Origin of the sequence: Bacillus sp. P14.5, from assembly GCF_003316765.1 — a bacterium.
GTDB lineage: Bacteria > Bacillota > Bacilli > Bacillales > Bacillaceae_B > Rossellomorea.
Window position 1 is genome coordinate 212,067 of record NZ_NIJF01000116.1, and the last position, 21,938, is coordinate 234,004.

General features: G+C 45.3%; 19 protein-coding genes and 2 pseudogenes. 12 read left to right on the top strand and 9 right to left on the bottom strand.

What is annotated here, in order from left to right; genetic code table 11:
• Positions 1–47 precede the first annotated feature (47 nt).
• Positions 48–800 (bottom strand): sulfotransferase domain-containing protein, encoded by a 753-nt coding sequence (locus B9Z54_RS23455; RefSeq protein WP_162785342.1) that lies wholly within the window; start codon positions 798–800, stop codon positions 48–50.
• Between the two features lie 305 nt (positions 801–1,105).
• Here B9Z54_RS23455 and wecB point away from each other — a divergent pair.
• From wecB to B9Z54_RS23475, 4 genes and pseudogenes are all read left to right on the top strand, one after another.
• Positions 1,106–2,199 (top strand): annotated as a pseudogene (wecB, locus tag B9Z54_RS23460) (non-hydrolyzing UDP-N-acetylglucosamine 2-epimerase).
• Positions 2,189–3,175: a polysaccharide biosynthesis protein gene (locus B9Z54_RS23465; RefSeq protein WP_113930750.1), complete on the top strand. Its 987-nt coding sequence runs from the start codon at positions 2,189–2,191 to the stop codon at positions 3,173–3,175. The pseudogene wecB and the gene B9Z54_RS23465 overlap by 11 nt, the downstream one beginning before the upstream one ends.
• A complete protein-coding gene (locus B9Z54_RS23470) occupies positions 3,175–4,005 on the top strand; it encodes a dTDP-4-dehydrorhamnose reductase family protein (RefSeq protein WP_113930751.1) in 831 nt (276 codons plus the stop codon). Before B9Z54_RS23465 ends, B9Z54_RS23470 begins: the two co-directional genes overlap by 1 nt.
• On the top strand, positions 4,002–4,892 hold the full coding sequence (locus B9Z54_RS23475) for an NAD-dependent epimerase/dehydratase family protein (RefSeq protein ID WP_113930752.1): 891 nt from the start codon (positions 4,002–4,004) through the stop codon (positions 4,890–4,892). Before B9Z54_RS23470 ends, B9Z54_RS23475 begins: the two co-directional genes overlap by 4 nt.
• A gap of 1,192 nt (positions 4,893–6,084) precedes the next feature.
• On the opposite strand, the gene B9Z54_RS23480 is transcribed toward B9Z54_RS23475, so the two are convergent.
• The 4 genes and pseudogenes from B9Z54_RS23480 to sat all read right to left on the bottom strand — a co-directional run bounded on the left by B9Z54_RS23480 (position 6,085) and on the right by sat (position 10,805).
• Positions 6,085–6,969 carry a glycosyltransferase family 2 protein gene (locus B9Z54_RS23480; RefSeq protein WP_113930753.1) on the bottom strand — a complete coding sequence of 295 codons (885 nt, stop codon included), beginning with the start codon at positions 6,967–6,969 and terminating at the stop codon, positions 6,085–6,087.
• Between the two features lie 170 nt (positions 6,970–7,139).
• The gene (gene cysC, locus B9Z54_RS23485; RefSeq protein ID WP_113930754.1) at positions 7,140–7,736 is read right to left on the bottom strand and encodes an adenylyl-sulfate kinase; all 597 of its coding nucleotides are present in this window, start codon (positions 7,734–7,736) and stop codon (positions 7,140–7,142) included.
• Positions 7,737–7,856: 120 nt separating this feature from the next.
• Positions 7,857–9,619 (bottom strand): annotated as a pseudogene (locus tag B9Z54_RS23490) (SLC13 family permease).
• A gap of 31 nt (positions 9,620–9,650) precedes the next feature.
• Positions 9,651–10,805 (bottom strand): sulfate adenylyltransferase, encoded by a 1,155-nt coding sequence (sat, locus tag B9Z54_RS23500; protein ID WP_113930757.1) that lies wholly within the window; start codon positions 10,803–10,805, stop codon positions 9,651–9,653.
• A gap of 370 nt (positions 10,806–11,175) precedes the next feature.
• On the opposite strand from sat, the gene B9Z54_RS23505 reads away from it, so the two are divergent.
• Positions 11,176–11,355, top strand: a complete 180-nt coding sequence (locus tag B9Z54_RS23505; RefSeq protein WP_113930758.1) for a hypothetical protein — start codon at positions 11,176–11,178, stop codon at positions 11,353–11,355.
• A gap of 4 nt (positions 11,356–11,359) precedes the next feature.
• Positions 11,360–12,544, top strand: a complete 1,185-nt coding sequence (locus B9Z54_RS23510) for a hypothetical protein (protein ID WP_113930759.1) — start codon at positions 11,360–11,362, stop codon at positions 12,542–12,544.
• A gap of 1,231 nt (positions 12,545–13,775) precedes the next feature.
• On the opposite strand, the gene B9Z54_RS25095 is transcribed toward B9Z54_RS23510, so the two are convergent.
• The 4 genes from B9Z54_RS25095 to B9Z54_RS25100 all read right to left on the bottom strand — a co-directional run bounded on the left by B9Z54_RS25095 (position 13,776) and on the right by B9Z54_RS25100 (position 15,750).
• The gene (locus B9Z54_RS25095; protein WP_162785344.1) at positions 13,776–13,925 is read right to left on the bottom strand and encodes a hypothetical protein; all 150 of its coding nucleotides are present in this window, start codon (positions 13,923–13,925) and stop codon (positions 13,776–13,778) included.
• Positions 13,926–14,131: 206 nt separating this feature from the next.
• Entirely contained in the window at positions 14,132–14,563 is a 432-nt protein-coding gene (locus B9Z54_RS23515; RefSeq protein WP_113930760.1) for a hypothetical protein, read from the bottom strand.
• Positions 14,564–14,664: 101 nt separating this feature from the next.
• A complete protein-coding gene (locus B9Z54_RS23520) occupies positions 14,665–14,925 on the bottom strand; it encodes a hypothetical protein (protein ID WP_113930761.1) in 261 nt (86 codons plus the stop codon).
• 657 nt (positions 14,926–15,582) lie between these two features.
• The gene (locus B9Z54_RS25100; protein WP_162785345.1) at positions 15,583–15,750 is read right to left on the bottom strand and encodes a hypothetical protein; all 168 of its coding nucleotides are present in this window, start codon (positions 15,748–15,750) and stop codon (positions 15,583–15,585) included.
• An 897-nt stretch (positions 15,751–16,647) separates the two neighbouring features.
• On the opposite strand from B9Z54_RS25100, the gene B9Z54_RS23525 reads away from it, so the two are divergent.
• From B9Z54_RS23525 to B9Z54_RS23550, 6 genes are all read left to right on the top strand, one after another.
• Complete coding sequence (locus tag B9Z54_RS23525) at positions 16,648–17,832, top strand: BMQ_0737 family morphogenetic spore coat protein (RefSeq protein WP_113930762.1); 1,185 nt, start codon at positions 16,648–16,650, stop codon at positions 17,830–17,832.
• Between the two features lie 88 nt (positions 17,833–17,920).
• Positions 17,921–18,412, top strand: a complete 492-nt coding sequence (locus B9Z54_RS23530) for a hypothetical protein (RefSeq protein ID WP_113930763.1) — start codon at positions 17,921–17,923, stop codon at positions 18,410–18,412.
• A gap of 5 nt (positions 18,413–18,417) precedes the next feature.
• A complete protein-coding gene (locus B9Z54_RS23535) occupies positions 18,418–18,606 on the top strand; it encodes a hypothetical protein (protein ID WP_113930764.1) in 189 nt (62 codons plus the stop codon).
• A 174-nt stretch (positions 18,607–18,780) separates the two neighbouring features.
• Positions 18,781–19,164, top strand: coding sequence for a M67 family metallopeptidase (locus tag B9Z54_RS23540; protein WP_113930765.1), 384 nt, complete (start codon positions 18,781–18,783; stop codon positions 19,162–19,164).
• Between the two features lie 129 nt (positions 19,165–19,293).
• On the top strand, positions 19,294–20,049 hold the full coding sequence (locus B9Z54_RS23545; protein WP_113930766.1) for a glycosyltransferase: 756 nt from the start codon (positions 19,294–19,296) through the stop codon (positions 20,047–20,049).
• A 195-nt stretch (positions 20,050–20,244) separates the two neighbouring features.
• The gene (locus B9Z54_RS23550; RefSeq protein WP_113930767.1) at positions 20,245–21,477 is read left to right on the top strand and encodes a glycosyltransferase family 4 protein; all 1,233 of its coding nucleotides are present in this window, start codon (positions 20,245–20,247) and stop codon (positions 21,475–21,477) included.
• Positions 21,478–21,938 lie beyond the last annotated feature (461 nt).

The window sequence follows — 21,938 nt, forward strand, 5'->3', positions numbered from 1 at the left end:
AGAATTTTCATTGTATCAGACTCCTTCGTATCATTTCTCTGATGAGACTACCAGTTATAATCCTTTTCATAGCCAAGCCGGATTAACAAATCGCCGGCAACTTCCTTAAATACCCTCTTATGCTCCGGGGTGAAATCATTTCTCCAGTCTCCGATGCTCCCTTTTCTGAAAGTAGCCGATGTTCCAGGGTTCACATTAGTGAGCATTTTTTCCACAATCTCTTCTTTGGTGAGGTTCAGCTCTTGCAGGCCATCCCAAAGGTGGTCAACAATTCTCAGCAGGGTATTGTGTTTGGTTTTTTCATCTCCCGCCAGGTCTTCAAACTTCACCCAGCACACATGTTCATAATCCAGCCATTTCATGACGTCAATCGAGTAGCCGCGGATATTCTGGACGATGAGCGGGCCCCCGTAAAGGGGATCATCCACTTTTGCCCCTTTAATCATGGTCATGAGCCGGTCTTCGTGTGAATGAAGTCCTTTTTCAAGGTAAGGGTTATAGGGATGGTTGTATTGATTCCGCATGACGAAGTGGACGAGTGAGACGACATTGTCGCGCAGGTCCCTTGTGACGAGAATTATTTTGATATTGTTCTTTCTTATATATTCTTCTTCAGCCGAGGGGCTGTAAGGAAGATGTGCCGGCGCGAAAATTCCTTCCTTTATAAGCGAAAGCTTCTCTTCCGGATGTATCCAGCTTGCAGCTATGGTCATCCCGGGTATCCCTTGGACAAGCTGCATCATTAAATGCGTCCCGCTTTTTGGGATGGAATTGACTAAAATCTTGCAAGGGTTATTCAAAACGATCTCCGCCTTTCTTAGAATTCAGGACAATCCAGCTTCCCGATTGGGAATGTGAACGGTCCAGCTATCTTCTTTTATTCCTATTTGATTTTGCGTACTTCAGAAATGATATAAACCTATCAATATAGTATGTCCGGCTGGATTTTTTGGTATAGGCAGCAGCATCCATTCTTAGTTGCGCCGCTAACCGGGCATGCATATGGCTGAGGTGATAGAAGATTCTGGAGTAAATTAGGAGATCTAACTAGTACACTTTTTCTTTGCGAGAATAGGTTATTTATAGGAAGCAAAGGAGGGACAACATGAAAGTACTGACCATTTTGGGTACAAGGCCTGAGATCATCAGGCTGAGCCTCATAATGAAGAAACTGGATAAGCTTGCTGACTCTCATATCATTGTTCATACCGGACAGAATTTCACCCATTCATTAAACGACATTTTCTTTGAGGAATTGGGGTTGAGGGCACCTGACTATATTCTTTCTTCTTCACAGCGGTCGCTGGGCGAGCAAATGTCAATCCTGTTTCGCGAGCTTGAAACCATTCTGCTGAAGGAAAAGCCGGATAAAGTGCTGGTGCTTGGCGATACCAACAGCGGGTTGAGCGCCATATTGGCGGAGAGGCTGATGATTCCTGTCATCCATATGGAAGCGGGAAATCGCTGTTTTGATCTCAATGTGCCGGAAGAAAAGAACAGGAAAGTCATCGATGCGGTATCCTCTTTTAACCTGCCGTATACCTATTACAGCAAGCAGAATTTACTAAGAGAAGGTGTTTCACCAAGCAGGATCATGGTATGCGGAAACCCGATTTATGAAGTGTTGACGTATTACCGGGAAAAAATTGATAACAGCAGGGTCCTTGAAACCTTGCAGCTGAAGGAACAAGACTACTTTCTGGTGACGATCCACCGGGCTGAGAATGTCGATAATCCAATCCATTTAAAAAGTATTGCTTCCGCATTGAACAAATTGGCAGAACTCTATCAGAAGCGGATTATCTTCAGTACGCATCCAAGGACGAAATCGAAGCTTGAAGGAGACCCTTCAATAAAAATGCATCCATTGGTGGAGAGCATGGAGCCGTTTGGTTTTTTGATTTTGTAAAACTTGAACAGAATGCCCTATGTGTGTTGACGGACAGCGGCACCGTTCAGGAAGAGTGCTGTCTTTTTCATGTGCCTGCAGTGACTGTCAGAAAGACAACGGAAAGGCCGGAAACGGTTGACTGCGGCAGCAATCTCGTGTCGGGACTGGAGGAAGCAGCCATCCTGATGGGAGTTAAAACGATGTTGAATGAGCCGAGAAACTGGGAGTGCCCAGAGGAGTATTTGAAACTGAATGTTTCGGCGACTGTGCTGAAAATAATTTTGGGAGGGAATGAAATTGTTTACTGATAAAACGATTCTTGTAACAGGGGGAACAGGTTCGTGGGGATTTGAACTGGTCCGGCAATTGCTGGAAAAGAACCCGCGGGAAATCAGAATTTTTTCAAGAAATGAATCCAGCCAGGTGAGCATGCAGCAGAAATTTGATCACAATCCCAAGCTGAAGTTCATTATCGGTGATATCCGCGATAAGGAAGCGCTGGTGGAGGCTTGCCGAAAGGTCAACTTTGTTTTTCACTTGGCGGCTTTGAAACATGTTCCCGTCTGCGAGTACCAGCCGCTTGAAGCGCTGAAAACTAATGTGACGGGCACTCAGAATGTCATTGATGCCAGTATGGCGAACAAGGTGGAAAAAGTAGTGTATATCTCAACGGATAAAGCGGCAAATCCGTCCAATTTCTATGGCTTCACGAAAGCATTGGGAGAAAAGCTGATCATCAACGCCAATGCGCTGACAAATGACACAACGTTCGTCTGCGTACGGGGCGGCAATGTTCTGGGAACGAACGGAAGCGTCATCCATGTCTTCAGGCATCAAATTGAAAAACACTCTAAAGTTGGAATTACGGATAAACAAATGACGCGTTTCTTCCTGACAATAGAAGATGCCATCAAGCTGCTTTTCAAAGCGACCTATGAAAGCTATGGCGGCGAAATCTTCGTCATGAAAATGCCTACCTGCAAAATCCTTGATCTGGCTCATGTCTTGATCGATGAATATGAGGGCAAGGAAATAGAAATTGAAGAGCTGGGCATCAGACCGGGTGAAAAGCTGCATGAGATCCTTTTAACGGATTTTGAAAGCGATAATACAATCATTTATGATGATGAATATTTCGTCATCCTGCCGACAATCGAGATAGACGGACTGAATGAGTATTATCAGGCATATCCGAAGGTGGATCTTGAGACCTATTGTTCAAGTGATAACACGATCAACAGGGATGAGATCAAGGAAATGCTGAAAAATGGAGGCTTCCTGTAATGAACGTCCTTGTGCTCGGCGGCCATGGCATGGCGGGACATATAATTGTAGATTACTTGAAGAGGCAGGAGGGGTACCGAGTATATTCTACAACAAGAACCGGTGAAGATGATTCCATCCAACTGGATGTGCTTGATCTCTCCTCGGTTTCAAAAGTGTTGAAAGAAACCCGCCCCGAGGTCGTAATCAATGCAGTCGGTCTGCTGAATGAAACAGCGGATAAGAATCTAAAGGATGCCTTGATTGTCAACAGTCTGCTTCCTCACCATATTACTGATACCTTGGAGGAAATGGGCATGGGCGGAAAGCTGATCCACATCAGCACGGACTGTGTTTTTTCCGGAAAATCAGGGGAGTATGATGAGAGTTCGGTCAAGGATGGGACGAGTGTCTATGCCAAGACGAAATCTCTCGGAGAAGTGACCGAGGAGCCCCACCTTACCATCAGAACCTCCATCATCGGGCCGGAATTAAAGGAAGACGGGTGTGGTTTATTTCTATGGTTCATGAAGCAGGCTGGTGAAATCAAAGGGTTTGACCGGGTATACTGGAACGGCGTGACGACCCTTCAACTGGCAAAAGCAATCGACCATTGCCTCCAGGAAGGGGTAACGGGACTGTACCATCTTTGTCAGGAAGATAAAGTTTCCAAGTACCAGCTGCTGACGATGATTAAGGTGGTTTTTGATAAAACGGATGTCACGATCATGAAGGATACTGAATACAGCAGCGACAAAAGTCTGGTCAAAACAAGAAAGGACATTGAGTACCGTGTCCCGGGATATCCCGTCATGCTGCAGGAAATGAGAGACTGGATGGAGAGCAGATGACAGCGCGCCTGTTGATTACGGGTGCTTCGGGTTTTACCGGAACGGAAGCCTGCCGTTATTTTGCCAGTAAAGGATATTCCGTTACAGGGATGGCCCGGAAATCAATGGGGCCTGCAGGGGGAGTCCAGTATGAGGTGTGCGACCTGCTTTGCAAGGAGGAAATGGATAGATTCATAGAAGCGCAGAAACCGGATTATATCCTGCATCTAGCGGGAGATAATCATGCCGGGGAGTCCTGGAACCGTCCTCTTGCAGCAATGGAAACGAATGTGAATGGAACCCTGAACCTGCTGGAGGCGGTAAGGAGGCATTCGCCTTCTGCCAGAAGCCTCGTTGCCGGTTCGATGATCGACTATGATCCTTGTAAAATGGAAAGTCCGAATCATCCCTATGGAGTGACAAAATATCTGCAGACCCTTACCGCGAAATGCTGGGGAAGCTTGTACAACATGGATGTCGTCATTGCCCGGCCTTCCAATTTGATCGGTCCGGGCGAATCCTCTGGAATTTGCGCGCTGTTAGCCTCGAAGCTGGCGGAGATGGAGCGTGGATCAGGGAAAGGGAAACTGGAGATTCATAACTTGAAGTCTCAGCGTGATTTCCTTGATATCAGGGATGTCGTGAAAGCATACGAAACTCTCCTGTTAAAAGGTGAGTCGCTGCAGGAGTATTCGATTGGATCCGGAGTGAGCAGAACTCTCGGTGAGGTTGCCGAAACCCTTGTAAAGCTGACGGACGCTGATGTGGAAGTGAGCTATTCCCTGGATGAGGAAGAGGCTCCATTTCGTGTCGATGGTTCAAAAATTAGATATCTCGGCTGGATACCGGGCATTCCTTTTCAGCAATCTATGGAAGATGTTTTGGCGTACTATCGCAGCCGTTCTTGAGGGTAAAGAAAGAAGCTTATGAAGACTGCCAGGTGAGACAGCATCGTCTCGCGGGGAGGATTCATAAGCTTACATAGTTATGTTTATTAAAAGAATCTTTAAAGGCATATTATGAGTTGGAGAGGGTCTCAAGGAGTGTCCAAGAGACCCGTGGATTCATTTTTTGAGTTACAGAGGTTCTCAAGGAGTGTTCAAGAGACCAGTGAATCCAGTTTTTGATTTGAAGAGGGTCTCTAGGAGTGTCCAAGAGACCCATGAAATCATTTTATGAGTAGAAGAGGGTCTCAAGGAGCGTTTAAGAGACCCGAGAAATCTTTTTTGAGTTACAGAAGGTCTCAAGGAGAGTTCAAGAGACCCGAGAATCCATTTTTTGAGTAGAAGAGGGTCTCAAGGAGCGTTTAAGAGACCCGAGAAATCTTTTTTGAGTTACAGAAGGTCTCAAGGAGAGTTCAAGAGACCCGAGAATTCATTATTTTGAGTTACTAAAGGTCTCAAGGAGCGTTCAAGAGACCCATGAAATCATTTTTTGAGTAGAAGAAGGTCTCAAGGAGTGTCCAAGAAACCCGTGAATTTATTTTTGAGTTACAGAGGTTCTCAAGGAGCGTTCAAGAGACCAGTGAATCCAGTTTTTGATTTGAAGAGGGTCTCAAGGAGTGTCCAAGAGACCCATGAAATCATTTTATGAGTAGAAGAGGGTCTCAAGGAGCGTTTAAGAGACCCGAGAAATATTTTTTGAGTTGGAGAGGGTCTCAAGGAGAGTTCAAGAGACCCGAGAATACATTTTTTAGCTATAGAGGGTCTCAAGGAGCGTTTTAGAGACCCGTGAATCCATAATTTGAGTTATAAAAGGTCTCAAGGAGTGTCCAAGAGACCCGAGAATCCCTTTTTTGAGTTACAGAGGGTTTCAAGGAGTGTCCAAGAGACCCGAGAATCCCTTTTTTTGAATTATAGGAGGTCTCAAGGAGCGTTCAAGAGAGACCCAGGAAATCATTTTATGAGTAGAAGAGGGTCTCAAGGAGTGTTCAAGAGACCCATGAAGTCATGTTTTGGATTGAAGCGGGTCTCAAGGAAGGATCAAGAGACCCGCGGAGGCCATGTCTTAAGTTGAAATGATCTCCAAGAACCTCTTTCGTTCTAATCGCCGCTAAAAGATAAGCAGAATAAATATGATCAAAAATAACATTCCAGACTCTTAAAAATTTATCGCGAATTTTTTGAAGTACTCATCATCCGAAACGGCCCTCTTACTCAGATACTCATTCCTCTTCGTCTTTGCTCCATCTTCAAGGACTTTTCCTTCCACTTTTTTAACGGAACTGGTGCGGCTTATCATCTGCCTCAGCTTAGCAATTCTCTCCTCGCTGAAATGAAGGTAGGCCATCCGCAGCTGATTATAATTGATGTCATCAAAGTGAACTTTGTAAGGATGTGAGGTCCTGAATAAATGGAGTATCTTCACATTCGGTTCGCAGTGGCAGCGGTAGCCGAACAGCCATAGTTTAATGGAAATCTCCACATCTTCATGGCCCCAGCTGGAAAAGCCGGTTTCGAATCCTCCGACGTCTGTGAATACTTTTTTCGGAATGATGAAGCATCCGCCGGGGATGATGGCTGTTTCAAATAAGGTCTTTCTGCGGTTGTTCCACTTGACTTTAAGGTTTTGGGAGAGAGACTGCCCATAGCCGACAATATGAGGGTCGTTCATGGATCCGATGGCCGGACAGACGACATCGGAGTTTCCTGCCAGCAGGTGGAATAACAGCCGGTCAATCCAGAAGTTCTCAAACGTCAAATGAGCATCGCAAAACAGCAGGTAGTCATGGGTGGCTTCTTCTGCACCAAGATTCCGCGCATTGGACGGGCCGATACCCTGTGTATTGATCAATCTGATTTTTCCTTTATGAGGATAAGTATTGAGGAAATCACAGCACTTGTCCTCTGATGCGTCATTAATAATGATCGTTTCAAATTCAATATTCGTTTTTACATTGAATAGTGAATCGCAGGTGTTTTTTACATTTATCCCTTCATTCTTCACGGGGAAGATAATGGATACCTTTGGTGGAGTATTCGGCATCAAGATCCTTCCTTTCCAAACTATTCTCCTAACAGTGTATGAATTCCGCCTTGGTTTGTGACGTGATACAGGGGTGGTTTCAGGCAGGGACCGTACAGAGGGAAGACTGAGGGGCCGCTTCAACGCATTAAAGCACTAAGAGGGACTGTCCCTCTTAGTGCTTTAAATGGTTAAAGATATTTTCTTTGGCGCAGGTATGCGAGGATTTTTTCGGCTGACTGTTCGACGGTTTCTGTTTCGGTATCGATGACCAGGTCTGGGGAAGATGGTGCTTCATAGGGAGCGTCGATTCCGGTAAATCCCTTGATTTCTCCTGCTCTCGCCTTCTTATACAGGCCTTTGGGGTCACGTTTCTCGCATTCTTCCAAACTGGCTTTCATATAAACTTCTATGAACTCTCCTTCTTCTACGATGGACCGCACCCATTCCCGGTCCGTCTGATAAGGAGAGATGAAGGCTGTCAACACGATGGTGCCGGCATCGACAAAGAGCTTGGCTGTTTCGCCGACGCGGCGGATGTTCTCGTTCCTGTCTTCCTCGGAGAATCCCAGATTGCTGTTCAGGCCATGCCGGAGGTTATCTCCGTCAAGCCTGTAGACCTGTCTGCCGGACTCGAACAAACGCTTTTCCAGCTCAACGGATAAAGTGGATTTGCCTGAACCTGATAATCCGGTGAACCAGATGATCATGCTTCTGTGGCCATTCCGTTTCTGCCTGTGATCCTTTTTGATTTCTCCATTGTGCCAAACGGTGTTTTCCGATTTCATATCATTTCTTCCTCCTCTCTCTAGTAGATTTCATTGGGCGGGTTGATCAAATAGCAGTTTCGCCGATAAAGGGGAGTTATCGCCGATAAAACTGCCCCTGCCCACACTCCGTCCCCAATTTTAAAACCAAACAAAGTACACGGCACTCACCGCGACAGCCATCACAATCAAATTTAGCGGAATGCCGATTTTTAAAAAATCTTTAAACGAATAACCGCCGGGTCCATACACAATCAGGTTTGTCTGATAGCCGATTGGTGTCGCAAAGCTCGCAGATGCGGCAATCGAGACTATCATCGCAAGCGGAAGAAGCGGAATCTCCTGGATCAGGGACAGCTTATAGGCGATGGGAAACATAATGACCGCGGCCGCGTTGTTGGTGATGAACTCTGTCAGCAGGTTGGTGAAAAGATAGAGAGCCAGGATCATCGTGAAAAGCCCAAGAGGGGCAAAGGTGTTCAGGATGAAATGGGCGATGAACTCAGCGAGCCCCGAATTGGCCAGGGCGGCTCCAATCCCGAAGGAACTGGCAATCAGGACCAGTACATTCCATTGGATAAAGCTTTTGATTTCATTGATAGAAATAATTTTTAATAAGCAAAGCAGAAGGACCGCCGTACCATACGCTTCGATGATCGAGAGGATATCAGCTATTACCAGCAGGGCCATGAAACCTAATAGAAAGAGGGACGTCCAGCCCTTTTTCCGGATGCTTGGGTCAAAAAGAGAATCGTCGAGTTGAGAGAGAAAGTAGAAATCGATCCTGGATGTTTCTTTCTTGAACTCTTTTCCCACGGCCAGCAGAAGGATATCGCCTGGTTTCAAGACGATGTCCCCGATTTTTGACTGAAGATGTTTGCCGTGACGGTGCACCGCCAGGATAGCCGCATGATAGTTGCTGCGGAAATCGGTCTCTTTGACTTTCCGGAACAGGAGAGAAGAACGAGGAGTCACCGCTGCCTCGATCACTTTCATGTACTGAAATTGTCCTGCTTCCTCGTGAGCAGCGATCTTCAGCCCCTTGGTTTTCTGCAGGGAGGAAATTCTCGTGATGTCCCCGGAAAACAGCAGGATATCATCCTCTTTTATCACCATGGAACTTGGGACAGGAGTGAACTGCTCTGACCCGCGGAACAGACTGGCGAGAAATACGCCTTCCAGCTTTCGCAGTTTTGCCTGTTTAAGGGTTTTTCCGATATAAGGATAGTCGCTGCCGACTTTGAATTCACACAAGTACTCTCTCATCGCACCTTCTTCATCATGAGGCTTCATTGCTTTTTCCGGTAGCAGTTTTCCTCCCAAGAAAATTAAAAAGGCGATTCCTATGATTGTGGCGGGCAGTCCGACTGCTGCTAATTGAAAAAAGAAAACCCGTCTTCTCCCTGCTCCACCATCATGCCATGCACGACCAGGTTGGTGGAGGTTCCCATGATGGTCATCATTCCCCCTAGGATAGTGGCATAGGAAATGGGGATGAGGAGTTTGGAAGGCGAAACATTATGCTCGCGGCACCAGTTCCGGATGATCGGCGTGAGCATGACGACGATCGGCGTATTATTAAGGAACGCTGAACAAATTGAAAGGGGAGCCAAGAGCTTTAGAAGAAAAATTTTATTGGGTCTGCTGCCGCTTATCACCTTTTTGAAAATGGTTTCCATCACACCGCTTTTATCAATGGATCCGGCTAATATAAATAGTAAGGCAATGGTGATCAATCCTTCATTAGAAAACCCCTGCAATGCTTCCTGCGGGGAAATGATCCCTGTCAGTAAAAAGAGGAGCATGAAGGAAGATACGACGAGTTCAGGACGGACGATATCTCTGATCAGCAAGGTGACCATCCCGAGCAAGCAGAGAAGGACAAAGCCGGCAGCCAAGCCCATTATGTGCCACCGGAGGGAAAGTAACTGCTGCTCATCCGTCCTTCATCCCTTTTATCAGGACATAAACGACTTCTTTTCTGGAAAACTCTTCAGGCGGGATTTCTCCTTTCCGCAGCATTTCCCGTACTTTCGTTCCGCTCAAATGGATATGGTCTTCCCTCTGATGGGGACAGGTCTTTGAGGTGGCCATACTTTTGCAGCTCCGGCAATAAAAAGCATGTTCGAATTTCAAGATTTCAATTCCGATTTCTTTTGGTGAGAAGCAGCTGAAGATCTCCTGCGCCTCATATGTTCCGTAATAGTCTCCGACACCTGCGTGGTCCCTGCCGACAATGAAGTGGGTGCAGCCATAGTTTTTTCTCACCAGTGCATGGAAAACAGCTTCTCTTGGTCCTGCATATCTCATGGCTGCCGGGAAGACGGAGAGGTGTACCCTTTCTTTCGGGTAATAGTGCTTCAAAATCGCCTCATAACTTTCCATCCTTATATCAGCGGGGATATCGTCCTTTTTGGTTTCACCTACAAGAGGGTGGATCAGCAGGCCGGCCACCATTTCCATGGCCGTCTTTTGAAGATATTCATGGGCCCGGTGTATGGGATTCCTGGTCTGGAAAGCGACAACTTTGTCCCAGCCCTTTTCTTTAAAAAGCTCCCTTAACTGTGACGGAGTTCCATAAGACTCTGGAAAATCGACTGGCGGCTGGTGAAGTAGAGTGATTTTTCCAGCAAGATAGATTGGCGGCTGTTCAAAAAGAGAACGGACTCCGGGGTGATTTCGATCGCTGGTCTTATAGATGGCGAGGGCTTCGGCTTCCTTGTCGTACTCGAATTTTTCTTCCAAATCAAGGACTGCATAAGGGGTGCCGTCTTTGCCTTTCAATACAATTTTGTCCCCAGTATTAAGGGTGGAACTTATTTTTCTGGAGACAGGAAGGGTGATAGGGAGCGTCCAAACCGTGCCATCAGTAAGTCTCATAGTGTTGAGAATAGAGTAATAGTCGTCTCTGTTAACGAAGCCTTCAAGTGGACTGAGAGCACCGGTGGCGATCAGTTCCAGGTCAGACAAAACCCTGCTGGAAACCTGTATTTCCGGGAGGGTCCCGATCATGCCCAGCAGCCTTTGTTTCTCTGCAGGATCTGCTATTCTATTGATCAATGTTCCTCCGTGAGGTTCAATCATCTTCATTCCTCCTTTGCTTTTTTATAGCAGTATATGATTTAGCGGGGAACTTGTCCGGGCGGCCATCCAAATTGGGAGAGGTGTTAATCATCGGAATGCCGGCATATCGGGAAAATCTTCCCCATATAATGGATACTGTGAAGACATCTTTGTGTGCTTGTTGTGCCCGCATGGGTTTGTTGTTTCGACATCAGTGCAGAATCGGTTTTCTTCTGGCAGCATGGAATTGGTATTTGAAGGAATCAGTGTAGTCAATGGAGTGGTCTGACGGCATGGATTTGTGTTTGGAACGAATCAATGTAGTCAGCGGCGCGGTCTGACAGCATGGATTTGATTTTTGAAGGAATCGATGTAGTCAGGGGGCTCTTCTGACAGCATGGATTTGTTTTTGGAAGGAATCGATGTAGTCAGCGGCGCGGTTTGGCAGCATGGATTTGTTATTTGGAAGAATCGGTGCAGTAAGAGAGCTCTTCTGGCAGCATGGATTTGTTCTTTAAAGGAATCGGTGCAGCCCGCAGCAGCGTTAACTTTGAACACACAGACTTCAAAGGGGTGAGAAGATGAAAGTGAACCTTGCATATAATGGCATGCCGGTCGGCGTCATTCCATTTACGTCTCTTCCTGCGGTCATGATTTATTTGGAGGAAAACGGATATCGGACCAAGTGGGACAGCGGCAGCCGGTCATTGGAAGTCGAACAGTTCCTTTTTGATAAAAAAGTTCTTTTGCAAATAAAAACGGATGATGGTACTGTGGCGGCGGATCTGGGCAGGCAGCTGAAAGTGTTCCTTAAGTATATGGGAGTGAAAACCGAGACAGTGAATGAAGAAGATGCCAGTGACACGCTCCGAGGCAACCTGCTGATTCGTCTTGTACTATCGACCGCACAGGAGGGAGAAAATAACACGGTTTCCATCTCCACGACTTCCGGAGTGGACAGGAGAATCCTGAAGGAGAAGATCATCCCCCTTTTTCAGCAGCATGATTATAAATGCAAGCATCTTCATGATGCCTTGAAAACGTCGATTCCAACCGTCAATTTCAAAATGGAGTTTGCGGATTATGACCAGGAGGATCTCTCCTTAAAAATGGCGATGGCGGCCTACCACCTCTTGAGCAAAGACCTTCAGAAAATGAATCTTTTCGATTTGCTTTGGGACCTGCAGAGCGGACCTGCTAAAAAATCTGTGCGTGAACGGGATAATCTCAAGAGAGAGGAGAGAAGGGAGGCTGGTGTCCCTGTTGCAGAGCCTGAAGAGGAAAAAGCTGAGAGTGAGAAGACAGCCCAGTGTGACATGTTCTTTGATTATTCCGTCAGTGCAGGACGAAAGACAGAGAAGTACACGGTCTTCTCTTCCATTCATTTGCGGAATATTGGGGAGAGGGCATTGCATAACCCGGTGCTCTGCTTAAAAGTGGAGCCTGTGGATAGTGTGGATATCGGCGGACAGATTCTTCCTCCGGGCATGAGTGAGCTGTTTGCCGTCCAAGGTGATTCGGGGGCTCAAGGGTGGGAGTATGTCGGGGAAGAGTGGCTGGAAAAGGCATACACAACCGGAGAGTACTGGATCAAACCTATCCAAAATTTAACGATTCCGGCCTCTGAAAGCATCTTGCTGGAAGGGGTGCAATTCTCCTTCCAGCCTCCTGAGCAGGCAGGGAAAATATCCATTGCCGGGTTCGTTTATTTCCAGGACCAGAACCTGCAGTTCAAATCGTTGAATACGATTGTGTTTTCTTTTTAAAAGCTTTTTAAATGTAAAATATTCGGCTCCAGCCCTGGTCATACCTTCACATTTAGTTAGAAGCAAGTCAAAATAGAGAAAAAAGATCTCCGGAGTTTAAGGGCACTTAAAATATATTGAATTTTAGTATCAAATTTTCTTTGCATCCATTGAATGTGCTGCTCTTTTTATCCCATTAGTTTTAGAGTCTTTAAAAGATTTTTGGAACATTTGCCTGTCAGGCCTGTGAAGGTACTTTCTCAACTGGACGATGTGACCAGCGATACCGATCAGCCAGTTTCAGCACTTTGTCTAGTGATATAGAGGGAAAAATTCCCCTTATTTACTAGATAGCCTTGAAATTAGCTAAAATAGAGGGAGAAATTCCCCTTATTTGACTCAAAATAATAGAAAATAGCCTCTTTTTCTTTATATAAGGGGAAAAATTCCCCTTATTAACCAGCAAGTTGGTGTCCAATCTGCAAATAAGGGGAAAATCTCCCCTTATTTTCTCACTAGTTGCTCCATTTCAAGCTAGATCACAAACGCTGCCTTACCTTACCAAGCTTCAGGACCGCCCGAGGATCGGCCGAGGGGCGCCGGCTCTTTTATAAATAGAGGGAAAAATTCCCCTTAATTACTAAATAGCCTTGAAATTAGCTAAAATAGCGGGAGAAATTCCCCTTATTTGACTTAGAACATTAGAAAATAGGTGCTATTTCTTCTTATAAGGGGAAAAACTCCCTCTATTTACTCCAGTATGAGCTTAGAAATTGCAATTAGCGGGAAAAATTCCCCTTATTTTTACCGCTGGATACTTAATTTAGAAAATGACATGCCGCTTTGGTTATAAAGCCTACTCCACCTTACACCCGCCGCGCAGAGTCGTGCACATGGAACGAAAAATCAACACTTCTTCATAAAACCTGTAGTAAAAAGGCAGAATCGCTCTTTGTAGTGAGCGATTCTGCCTTTTATGTTTTTAAGGGGCTTTTTCAGCGGCCTCCGGAGTTCCCGGTACCGTTTTTTCGCATGTTCTCACAATCCTGCTAGATAATCTTCTTAATAATTGAGTGGGAAAACTCCTTTTGTTTCTTGATCCATTCTCTAATCATGTTCAAGTTGGAGGAGAGGAGGTCATTTTGCTTTTTCAACTCCTCCATTCCTTCATCAAAATGGTCGAGCCTGTTTTCGTGGTTTTGCAGCCCGTATAAGAAGGAGCGTTTCGTATCATTGACTTTTTCTTGCAGGGCTATATTTTTTGCTCAACCTCCTGCAGTCTCTCGTGGTAAGTTTTCATGATGTGCTCGATATCCTGCAGCTGGTTTTCAATCCAGCCCTCTTTTTCTTTAAATTCTTCTTTGTAAGCTTCAAAAGTTTCCTTCAGTGACTGCATCTTCATCTTTTCGGTGTCTATGAGCTGCTGCTTAGCCTCTTGCAGCTGTTTAAGAAGCTGATCCCTTTCTGCTGCAAGACTTTCGGAGGCCGCTGTGCCGGAGATGACTCTTTCGTACAGTTCTTTTTTTGTGTTCTCTGAGGAAGCAAGTGCTGTAGTGAGATCTTGGATATGCTCCTTGCCGTTCTTGACTTCTCCATTCAGGGTTTCAATCAGCTGTTGTGCCTCTTGGTTTTTTGTTCCAGCTGTTTCCCTGCTTCTTTCAGTTCATGGTTTGACTTGTTCAGGAGATCCAGTTCTTTCCTCAGAAATTCGGCTTCCGAGATGAATTTTTGCTTCTCGGTTTGTGACTGTTGAAGCTCTAGCTCTGTGCTTTCCAGTATTTCTTCGGCCGTTTCAATTAAGGATGTTTTTTCAGAGAGAATTTCTATTTGTTCATTCAGCTTGGTCTCAAGCTCGTGCTTTTCTGAAATTAGTACTTTTTCCTTCCTGCCAAACTCATCCAGCTTTTTCAGTGCCGCAGAAAGAGATTCCTGCAGCTCCTTCAAGTTTTCCTCATACTCCTTGTTGATTTGGGCAAGGGAGGAGGCTTCATCTCTATGAAGTGCGATTGCCTGGTTTGCGGACTCCAGGCTGATTTTCAAACCTTCGATGTCCTGTGTGAACCTGACAGCATCTTGCAGCAGTTCTTTCTCTTTTGAGCGAAGGCCATCTGCTTCGGAGTTGGCTAGGGAGAGCTGCTTCTCTAGAGCTTGAATTCTATGCTCTGCCAGTTTTTTTCTTTAATCAGCGCAGTCTCGTTTTCTTTGAAGCGGTTCAGCTTCCCATCCGCCTCTGAAAGCTTTTGTTCCAGAGTCAGGACATTCTCCTTGTACTGTTTGTTTTCGATGAAGAGGTAGGTGCGGGACATCTTTTTGAGTTGTTTCTCATATTCCTGCAGCCTGGATTTATAGAAAATGGTTTCTTGATTCGACAGATGATATAGCGGTTTTTCCGAACTTTCCACAACTTGTCAACTCGCTTTCTGGTCGTATTCCTTATGATAAAATATGTGCTCATTTTCATTGCCGTTACAAATGCCCGCGCCCAAATACCGGGAATCCAAAAACTTAAAAGGATATCCTCCCGGCAAGGGAAGATATCCTTTTCTTAATTTCCGTTCATTAAATTCGTTTGTTCCGGGAACCTCGAGCCATGACTTGCGGTCAACTGGCTGTTCCCGCTTAGTCTGTTAAGAAAGGTTGGATTTCGTATACGATAAGAATTCCCAGTATCCTTATCGTTTCTTGATTTTTATTTTGCGCTTCTTATATTTCCGTTCGGCATATTCATTTGAACCAGAATTGTGCTCTATTTAACAATTCATTTTTATAATTAATTTAAGTGAAATATCATTTTTTTTTGAGAAAGGCGCCTCTGCCTTTCGATACTAGTATATGCACACGTTATATGGAGTGAACTGATAGATGTCTATTCTTCGGCCCATTTTATACTTTTTTCCGGCGAAATTGGAAGGTTAGCGAATTGAATGAGGAAGAAAAGTAGATTTCCGGGCTGCGAGCGTCATACATCATTGGTAAAATACAGTCCCCTTTAAATAGCATCATATTCTAGTTGGGAAGGATTTAAAAGGTTCTTCTTACTATATATAAGTGGCCTCAGATCAGTCTGCTGCATTCATCCGCGCCGTTTGCTGGCCAATATCAAGGGGGTCATGCTCTCTTAACGGTCCGTAAGCTGTACTGCGGGCCAATAACTTGCGGAATCGACTTTTTCGATGGCCCGTAACCTCAAATTGCGGGCCAATAACATAAGGCATTCGCTTCTTCAATGGCCCGTAAACCCAAATTGCGGCCCATTAACACGTGGAATCCATCCCCTCACCTCATTATCCCAACTTAACTGCCCCGCTGATCGGTTGCTTCTATATGTAGTAAATAACACAAACTCCCAGAAATGAGAGAATTCAAACCAAGCAAGCTTCTTGCAGCATGCCTGAAACATTCACAACAACTAAATTAAAGATCGGGATATTTTTGGTATGGGACAAGTCCAATGAACCAAATCCCCTGATGAATACAAGGAATTTTATGGAAAGGACCTTTTCTAAAAGGTAGTAGGTTGTGGTAGTAATCTACCTGGATTCCTTTACATAGGGGGATTGAAGCGGAAGACGTACGATCTCCTGCGGGACTAGCGGACGTCTAGTTCCAGCGCCTAGCCCCTCGGGGTCAAATAACCTCAAGAGAACAAAAGGAAAGAGCACCTTTTTTTCTCTTGAGAACATTTGCCTGTCGGGGCTGACCAAGGCGCTTCCACTTTTGATGGCAGGTGAGACCCCACAGGCGAAGCCGAGGAGGCTCACCGCCCGCCCCGCGGAGTCGTACGACTGGAGCGGAAATCCATTACTATTCAACAGCCGCAATCTCTGTGGAATAAATTTTAGTGAAATTCATCAGTCGCTAAAATACATCAAAGCTTCACTAAAAAGCCTATTAAAAAATCCCGAAACGAAACACTGAAAATCTATTGAAATCTAAGAAAACTAATATAGAAAAGAACCCCAAACCCCCTCTGGATAAGATCCGGTATAGTTGCTCTACAGCCTGGATGAATGTCCAATTAAAGATTTTTTTACAAAAATAGGTTATTTATCTATACCGATTCCTGCTTTGTAAATAGGATAAAGTGTACCGAAAATATTCATTTGAAAGAAAGGAAGGATTTCATGAAGAAACGTCAACCGATCAGGGGTTCCCAGACTCCTACTCCTACACCTTCTGCAATTCCATTGGATCCAAATGACTTGGCTCCGGAATGTATCAGGGTGGATAAAGTTTATGATTGGGTATTCTTTGCCAACCGATATACGAACAAGAACTTCATTCCTGATGAAGAAGCGCGCGAGGCTGTAAGTGAAGCGCTGGCTGCAGGACAGCGTATCGAGGTTCAGTGTGAAACAGGCGATCCCGCTGATGTAGCATGTACTGCAACAATCCAGGAGAACGGAAACCCAGGCCGTGTCTTGATTGTTTGGACAGTTCCGGTAGAGGTGACCATCCTTATAGACGGAGAAGAAATTACCACTTTCACAGTGAGAACACAATTCACAGACGAAATCATGCTGTGTGTACCTCAGGGAATTACCAACGCTAACATCAACTGCCGCGCTACTCAAGTCATTTGCCAAACGGGCGGTGTATTGATGGGACCTGATCCATTCGGACCGATGATCCCATTGACAGTCGTACTTTGTAAGGATGTTCAAGTAGAGTTCCCAGTTAAGCTGGAAGTTTTGGCTAAGTTCTGCTTCCCGCGTCCGAACAATATTCCAGTACCAGCAGACACAATCAATTGTGACTTGAGTCTATTGGAATTCCCTAGACAATGTCCTGGTCTGTTCCCTGTTGACAACTGTGAGTGCCAGGCAACCGCAGTCACTCGTAACGAACCGACGGCAGCTGTATTCGGTTCAGGTATTGACGCCTTGACTGTAGCGGGTCTATCGACTCTCCGCGCAGAAATCTGTCAAGAATGTTCACTTGGTGACAGCACATTCACATACTCATTCACTGACACCGATGCAGGTCCAACGCCAACACCTACAACAACTGGACTGCAAGGAGATCTAAGCTTTACATTCAATCCATCCTCCATCGACAATGTCACATGCGGAACTGATTCTCTAACAGCCACTGGTGAAGGGGTAAGATACTTCGACGGTGTTCCTGAGCAGGTATTCTACGAGCTTCAAATCTTCACAGGATTGCTTGGACCGATTGCTGAAGGCTTCCGCCTGATCTTGAGAAATACAGCTAATGTAGTAGTATTTGACAGCGGTGTAGTAGAAGCGCTGGTTGAATTCGATGAGTGCGATACTTTCGCGGATTTGCTTAACAATTTGGATGACTAAATCAGTTAGATGGGAGGAGAGTTCATTCTCCTCCTTATTTTATGCAAATGGGCAAATGAAGTAACCAAGAATGAGGAGAGTGCTTGATATGTTATGGAAATTATTTTACGGCAAGAGCAAGGAGGAGTACTTCCAAGAAGTTATGGACCGGTTAACCGGCATGGACAGTCATTATTCTGATCTTAGTTCCGGAATGGAAGATGTGAGAGGGCTGCTTGAAGATTCCAGGATGAATGGGGGTCTGCAGGAGGAAAAAATAGATCGCCTGCTCACTATAATGGAAGATTGGATGAATACTTATGAGGAAAAGGTGAATCAGCTGGGAGTGGCTGATGAGCAGGAATTGAAGAGGGAACTGGAGAGAGAAAGAGAACGGTCTGCCCAGGCAGAACAGAAAGAAAAAGAGTATGAGAAGAGAATAACGAGTCTGCAGGTTCAGGCAGAAAAGAAAGAAAAAGAGCATGGTCAGAGAATAGCCAGTCTGCAGGATCAGGCAGAAGAGTATAAGCGAAAGCAAGAAGAATCGGAGCAAAGTGTCTGGGCCATGCAAAAGGAAGTCCAGTCATTAAAAAACAGCTGAATAACATGCAAACTAAGCAGTTGAATTCCATTTCCAAAAAGAGAAACGCTCAAGCCGGAAGGAAAGTGAGCGGCGGCGGAACACCGGGACTTTCCAAAGAGGAACAGTCCATGATTCAAGACCACTATGACTTTGTTCCGGTCAGCAAAAACTCGAAAACAACCATTTTTAACCCTATGCGATACAGCAAGTAAAGGGGGTGAACCACATGAGACGGGAAGATGTGCAGAAATTATATAAAGAAGCGTCAAGTACGAGGATTTCTCCTACAAGAAAGAAAAAAGTAAAAGCAACTCCCCAAAAGTCCTCTTTCAAATTCAAAGGGTGCGGCTGTGGAGCTAGGTAAGCATTCACCGCCATGTTTTTTGATGAAAGAAGCTTATGATGAAATGATTCTTCACTGTATGCAAGAAACACCATTCGAAGCTTGCGGCCTTCTCTCGGGCAGGGGAAAGAACTGTGAAACGGTCTGGAGAATGAAAAACGTGGAAAGAAGTGAACATTCGTTTGCCATGGATCTGGGTGAAATGGATAGGACTTTTGCTGCAATGAATGAAGCCAAACAGAATTTCAATGGAATCTATCATTCCCATCCAACCGCCCTTCCGACTCCTTCCACAGAAGACATTCAGTATGCGGTGTATCCGCACGCTTTCTATTTCATCGTTTCATTGAAAGAACCCAAACCGGAAGTGGCCTGTTATCTTATTGACAAAGACGGCGTCACAGAAGTGGAGATCATCATTTTATAGAATGGCCTGCTGCTGCCATTTTAAAAGGCAGCGGCTCCTTCCTGGCCGATTGCCGGTAAAAGGCTGAGTGAAAGCAGAAAACACTACCTGGCAAGGTATGAGTGTAAATTTTTAAAAAGAGGTGATGAAATGAAAGTTTCTATTATTATTCCATTTTACAACTGCCCATATGTTGACCAGGCTGTCAAAAGTGCTCTCAACCAGACCTATCCCAATATCGAAGTCATCGTGGTCAACGATGGGTCCACGAAGCATAAAGAAAAACTTGCTCCTTTTCTTGATAAGATAAAATATATTGAAAAAGCGAATGGAGGAACTGCAACCGCCCTTAATGCGGGCATTGATGCGGCGACCGGGAATTATTTCTCATGGTTAAGTTCCGATGATCAGTTTTTGCCGGACAAGACTGCTGAACAATTGGCTTTTATGCAAAATTCGAAAGCTCAGGTATCCTATACCGCCTTCCGACACATAGATCCGAATAGTATAGTAACAGGTGAAATACGATATAAATCATTAAATTGGCGGAAAACCATTAATACATTGGCAGCAAGGTGCCCAATCAATGGGTGTACGGTCATGGCGGATATGAATTTGATCAGACAGGCCGGAAAATTTGATGAAAGTTTAAAGTACACCCATGATTACGATATGTGGTGCAAACTCTCCCTTCGTGTCCATATGTTGTATTTTGATAAATTCACTGTACACTACCGGGTCCATGATGAAATGGGGACGAAGAAGCATTTTCCGAAACTGGAGCAGGAAGCGAATGAGGTCCGCATGAGATATAAAAAAGCATTTCTAGAATTCAATGAGAGTAAAAGAGCAGCCGCGAATGTGGGAACAATTCCTTTAAGGAAAATGCGGAAACCTCTGAAGTAATCTGGATTTACGGAAGGAGGTGTACTGTAGTGAGAATGAGCATTGCGCTCCTTCAGAAACTAACCAGTCTGAGAAGGGACAGGGTGCTGCCTGCTTTCACCCCGCCAGAAGGTATATTGTATTGGCGGGAAAAATCAGGAATCTTTTATTAGGGATAGTTTAATATCCGTACCGCTCAACAAGAGGAGTGACATCATGAAAATATTATTGGCAACGGTATATCCGCTTCCCGGCGGCGGGGGCATATGGTCCTTTGTTTCCAATCTGCGTAATAGCCTGGAGCGGAATGGACATACGGTGGACATCTTAAGTACGGATGAAAAGAATACAAAAGTGAAGATATTGAACAGCGGCGTGGAGGTGAAGTTTGACACTCATCAGGATGCGGTCAACCACAAACTGCAAACAGCATTACCTGACATTCCACAGGCTTCTTTTAAATACTTCTGGGAAAAACACCGGTCCTTGTTTGAGGCTGCAGTTTCAGAAATTTCAATGGAGGCGTATGACATTATCCATGCGCAGGATATTACAGCTGCCCTCGCCATCAGCGCTATTAAGCCTCCGTCCGTTCCATTGGTCACTTCAGTGAACGGATACTTGGGCGGTGAAATTTTCTTCGAGTGGAAATTTCAAAACCCTGGCAAAACGGATGAACAGATCTGGAGCATGCCCGAGTTACTATACTCCCAGGAAATCGAACGCCTCGGCTGCCAAGCAAGTGACAAGATCCACGCTGCTTCAGAATGGCTGACGAAGGTGCTTGCAGGAAAGTATGGCGTTCCCCTCTCAAAAATCAGCACCTTCCCCTATGGAGTAGATATAGGTAAGCTGCAAAAGAAAGGAGCAGCCGCCCCTGTTAAAAAAGAAGGAGGAAAAAAGATCATCCTCTGTATGGGGAGGCTGGTATACCTTAAAGGGATTCACCATTTAATCAGCGCACTGCCTCACCTGCAAAAGGAAAGAAATGACTGGGAATGCTGGATTCTCGGGGAAGGAGACATGAAGGAAACCCTCAAGAAGCAGTGTGAAGAACTTGGGGTTCGGAATTCTGTGAAATTTAAAGGGTATGTGAAAGACGCAGTGCCCATCTTACAGCAAGCAGATATACTTGTTCATCCAAGTCTTCAGGAAACGCTCCCGCATACTGTCATTGAAGCGCAGCTTGCCGGGATCCCGGTCATTGTCAGCGACGCCTCAGCCATGCCCGAGATGGTCATTCACGGAGAAACAGGTCTTGTCTTTCCTCATGGAAACAGCCATGCTCTGTACACACAGATATCAACTCTCCTGAAAGCCCCGAAAATGAGGGAGGAGATAAGCATTAAAGCATTAAATAGAGGAAGACAAAATTGGGATTTAGACAGGATGACCCTCAACATGGAGAAGTTTTACCGGGATGCCATCCAGGAGAAAAAAGGAAGCTGAGTGAAGCCTCAAGCAAGGTTCACAGGGGCAGGCACTCACAAGGGTGAAAGCCCCTGATTTGTTTAATATTAAAAAAGTTGTTTCATCCACTGCAGCTTGATGATCGCATTCAAAGTCATATCAACGGAAAACCAACCCCCGTTAGCTCCGATGCTGTGAAAAGCACTTTTATTAAATTTGTACAAGAGCTGCCTCTTTTATTAAGACCCTTTTCTATGAGATTATTGCTTTTTAATACTATTTTATCTTCCTCCCCTTTTTCCTGGAAGGATTGGAGCGGAAGGAGTGCGACCTCCTGCGGGAGTAGCGGGACAGGTGAGAACCCGCAGGCGAAGCCGAGGAGGCTCAACGCCCGCCTGGAGCGGAAATCCATTACTATTAATAGACAGAATCTTTGTGAAAAAGATTTTATTAATTAGAAAGTTTTACAAGAGGCATCTTTACCCGAAACAGTTTAATGT

Excerpts from the sequence above, each read along its gene's own strand:
- B9Z54_RS23550 (WP_113930767.1), top strand. The coding sequence starts at position 20,245 with ATGAAAATATTATTGGCAACGGTATATCCGCTTCCCGGCGGCGGGGGC.
- B9Z54_RS23530 (WP_113930763.1), top strand. The coding sequence starts at position 17,921 with ATGTTATGGAAATTATTTTACGGCAAGAGCAAGGAGGAGTACTTCCAA.
- B9Z54_RS23540 (WP_113930765.1), top strand. The coding sequence starts at position 18,781 with ATGAAAGAAGCTTATGATGAAATGATTCTTCACTGTATGCAAGAAACA.
- B9Z54_RS23470 (WP_113930751.1), top strand. The coding sequence starts at position 3,175 with ATGAACGTCCTTGTGCTCGGCGGCCATGGCATGGCGGGACATATAATT.
- B9Z54_RS23535 (WP_113930764.1), top strand. The coding sequence starts at position 18,418 with ATGCAAACTAAGCAGTTGAATTCCATTTCCAAAAAGAGAAACGCTCAA.
- cysC (WP_113930754.1), bottom strand. The coding sequence starts at position 7,736 with ATGAAATCGGAAAACACCGTTTGGCACAATGGAGAAATCAAAAAGGAT.
- B9Z54_RS23475 (WP_113930752.1), top strand. The coding sequence starts at position 4,002 with ATGACAGCGCGCCTGTTGATTACGGGTGCTTCGGGTTTTACCGGAACG.
- B9Z54_RS23480 (WP_113930753.1), bottom strand. The coding sequence starts at position 6,969 with ATGCCGAATACTCCACCAAAGGTATCCATTATCTTCCCCGTGAAGAAT.
- sat (WP_113930757.1), bottom strand. The coding sequence starts at position 10,805 with ATGAAGATGATTGAACCTCACGGAGGAACATTGATCAATAGAATAGCA.
- B9Z54_RS23505 (WP_113930758.1), top strand. The coding sequence starts at position 11,176 with ATGGATTTGTTTTTGGAAGGAATCGATGTAGTCAGCGGCGCGGTTTGG.
- B9Z54_RS23510 (WP_113930759.1), top strand. The coding sequence starts at position 11,360 with ATGAAAGTGAACCTTGCATATAATGGCATGCCGGTCGGCGTCATTCCA.
- B9Z54_RS23545 (WP_113930766.1), top strand. The coding sequence starts at position 19,294 with ATGAAAGTTTCTATTATTATTCCATTTTACAACTGCCCATATGTTGAC.
- B9Z54_RS23525 (WP_113930762.1), top strand. The coding sequence starts at position 16,648 with ATGAAGAAACGTCAACCGATCAGGGGTTCCCAGACTCCTACTCCTACA.
- B9Z54_RS25095 (WP_162785344.1), bottom strand. The coding sequence starts at position 13,925 with ATGAAGATGCAGTCACTGAAGGAAACTTTTGAAGCTTACAAAGAAGAA.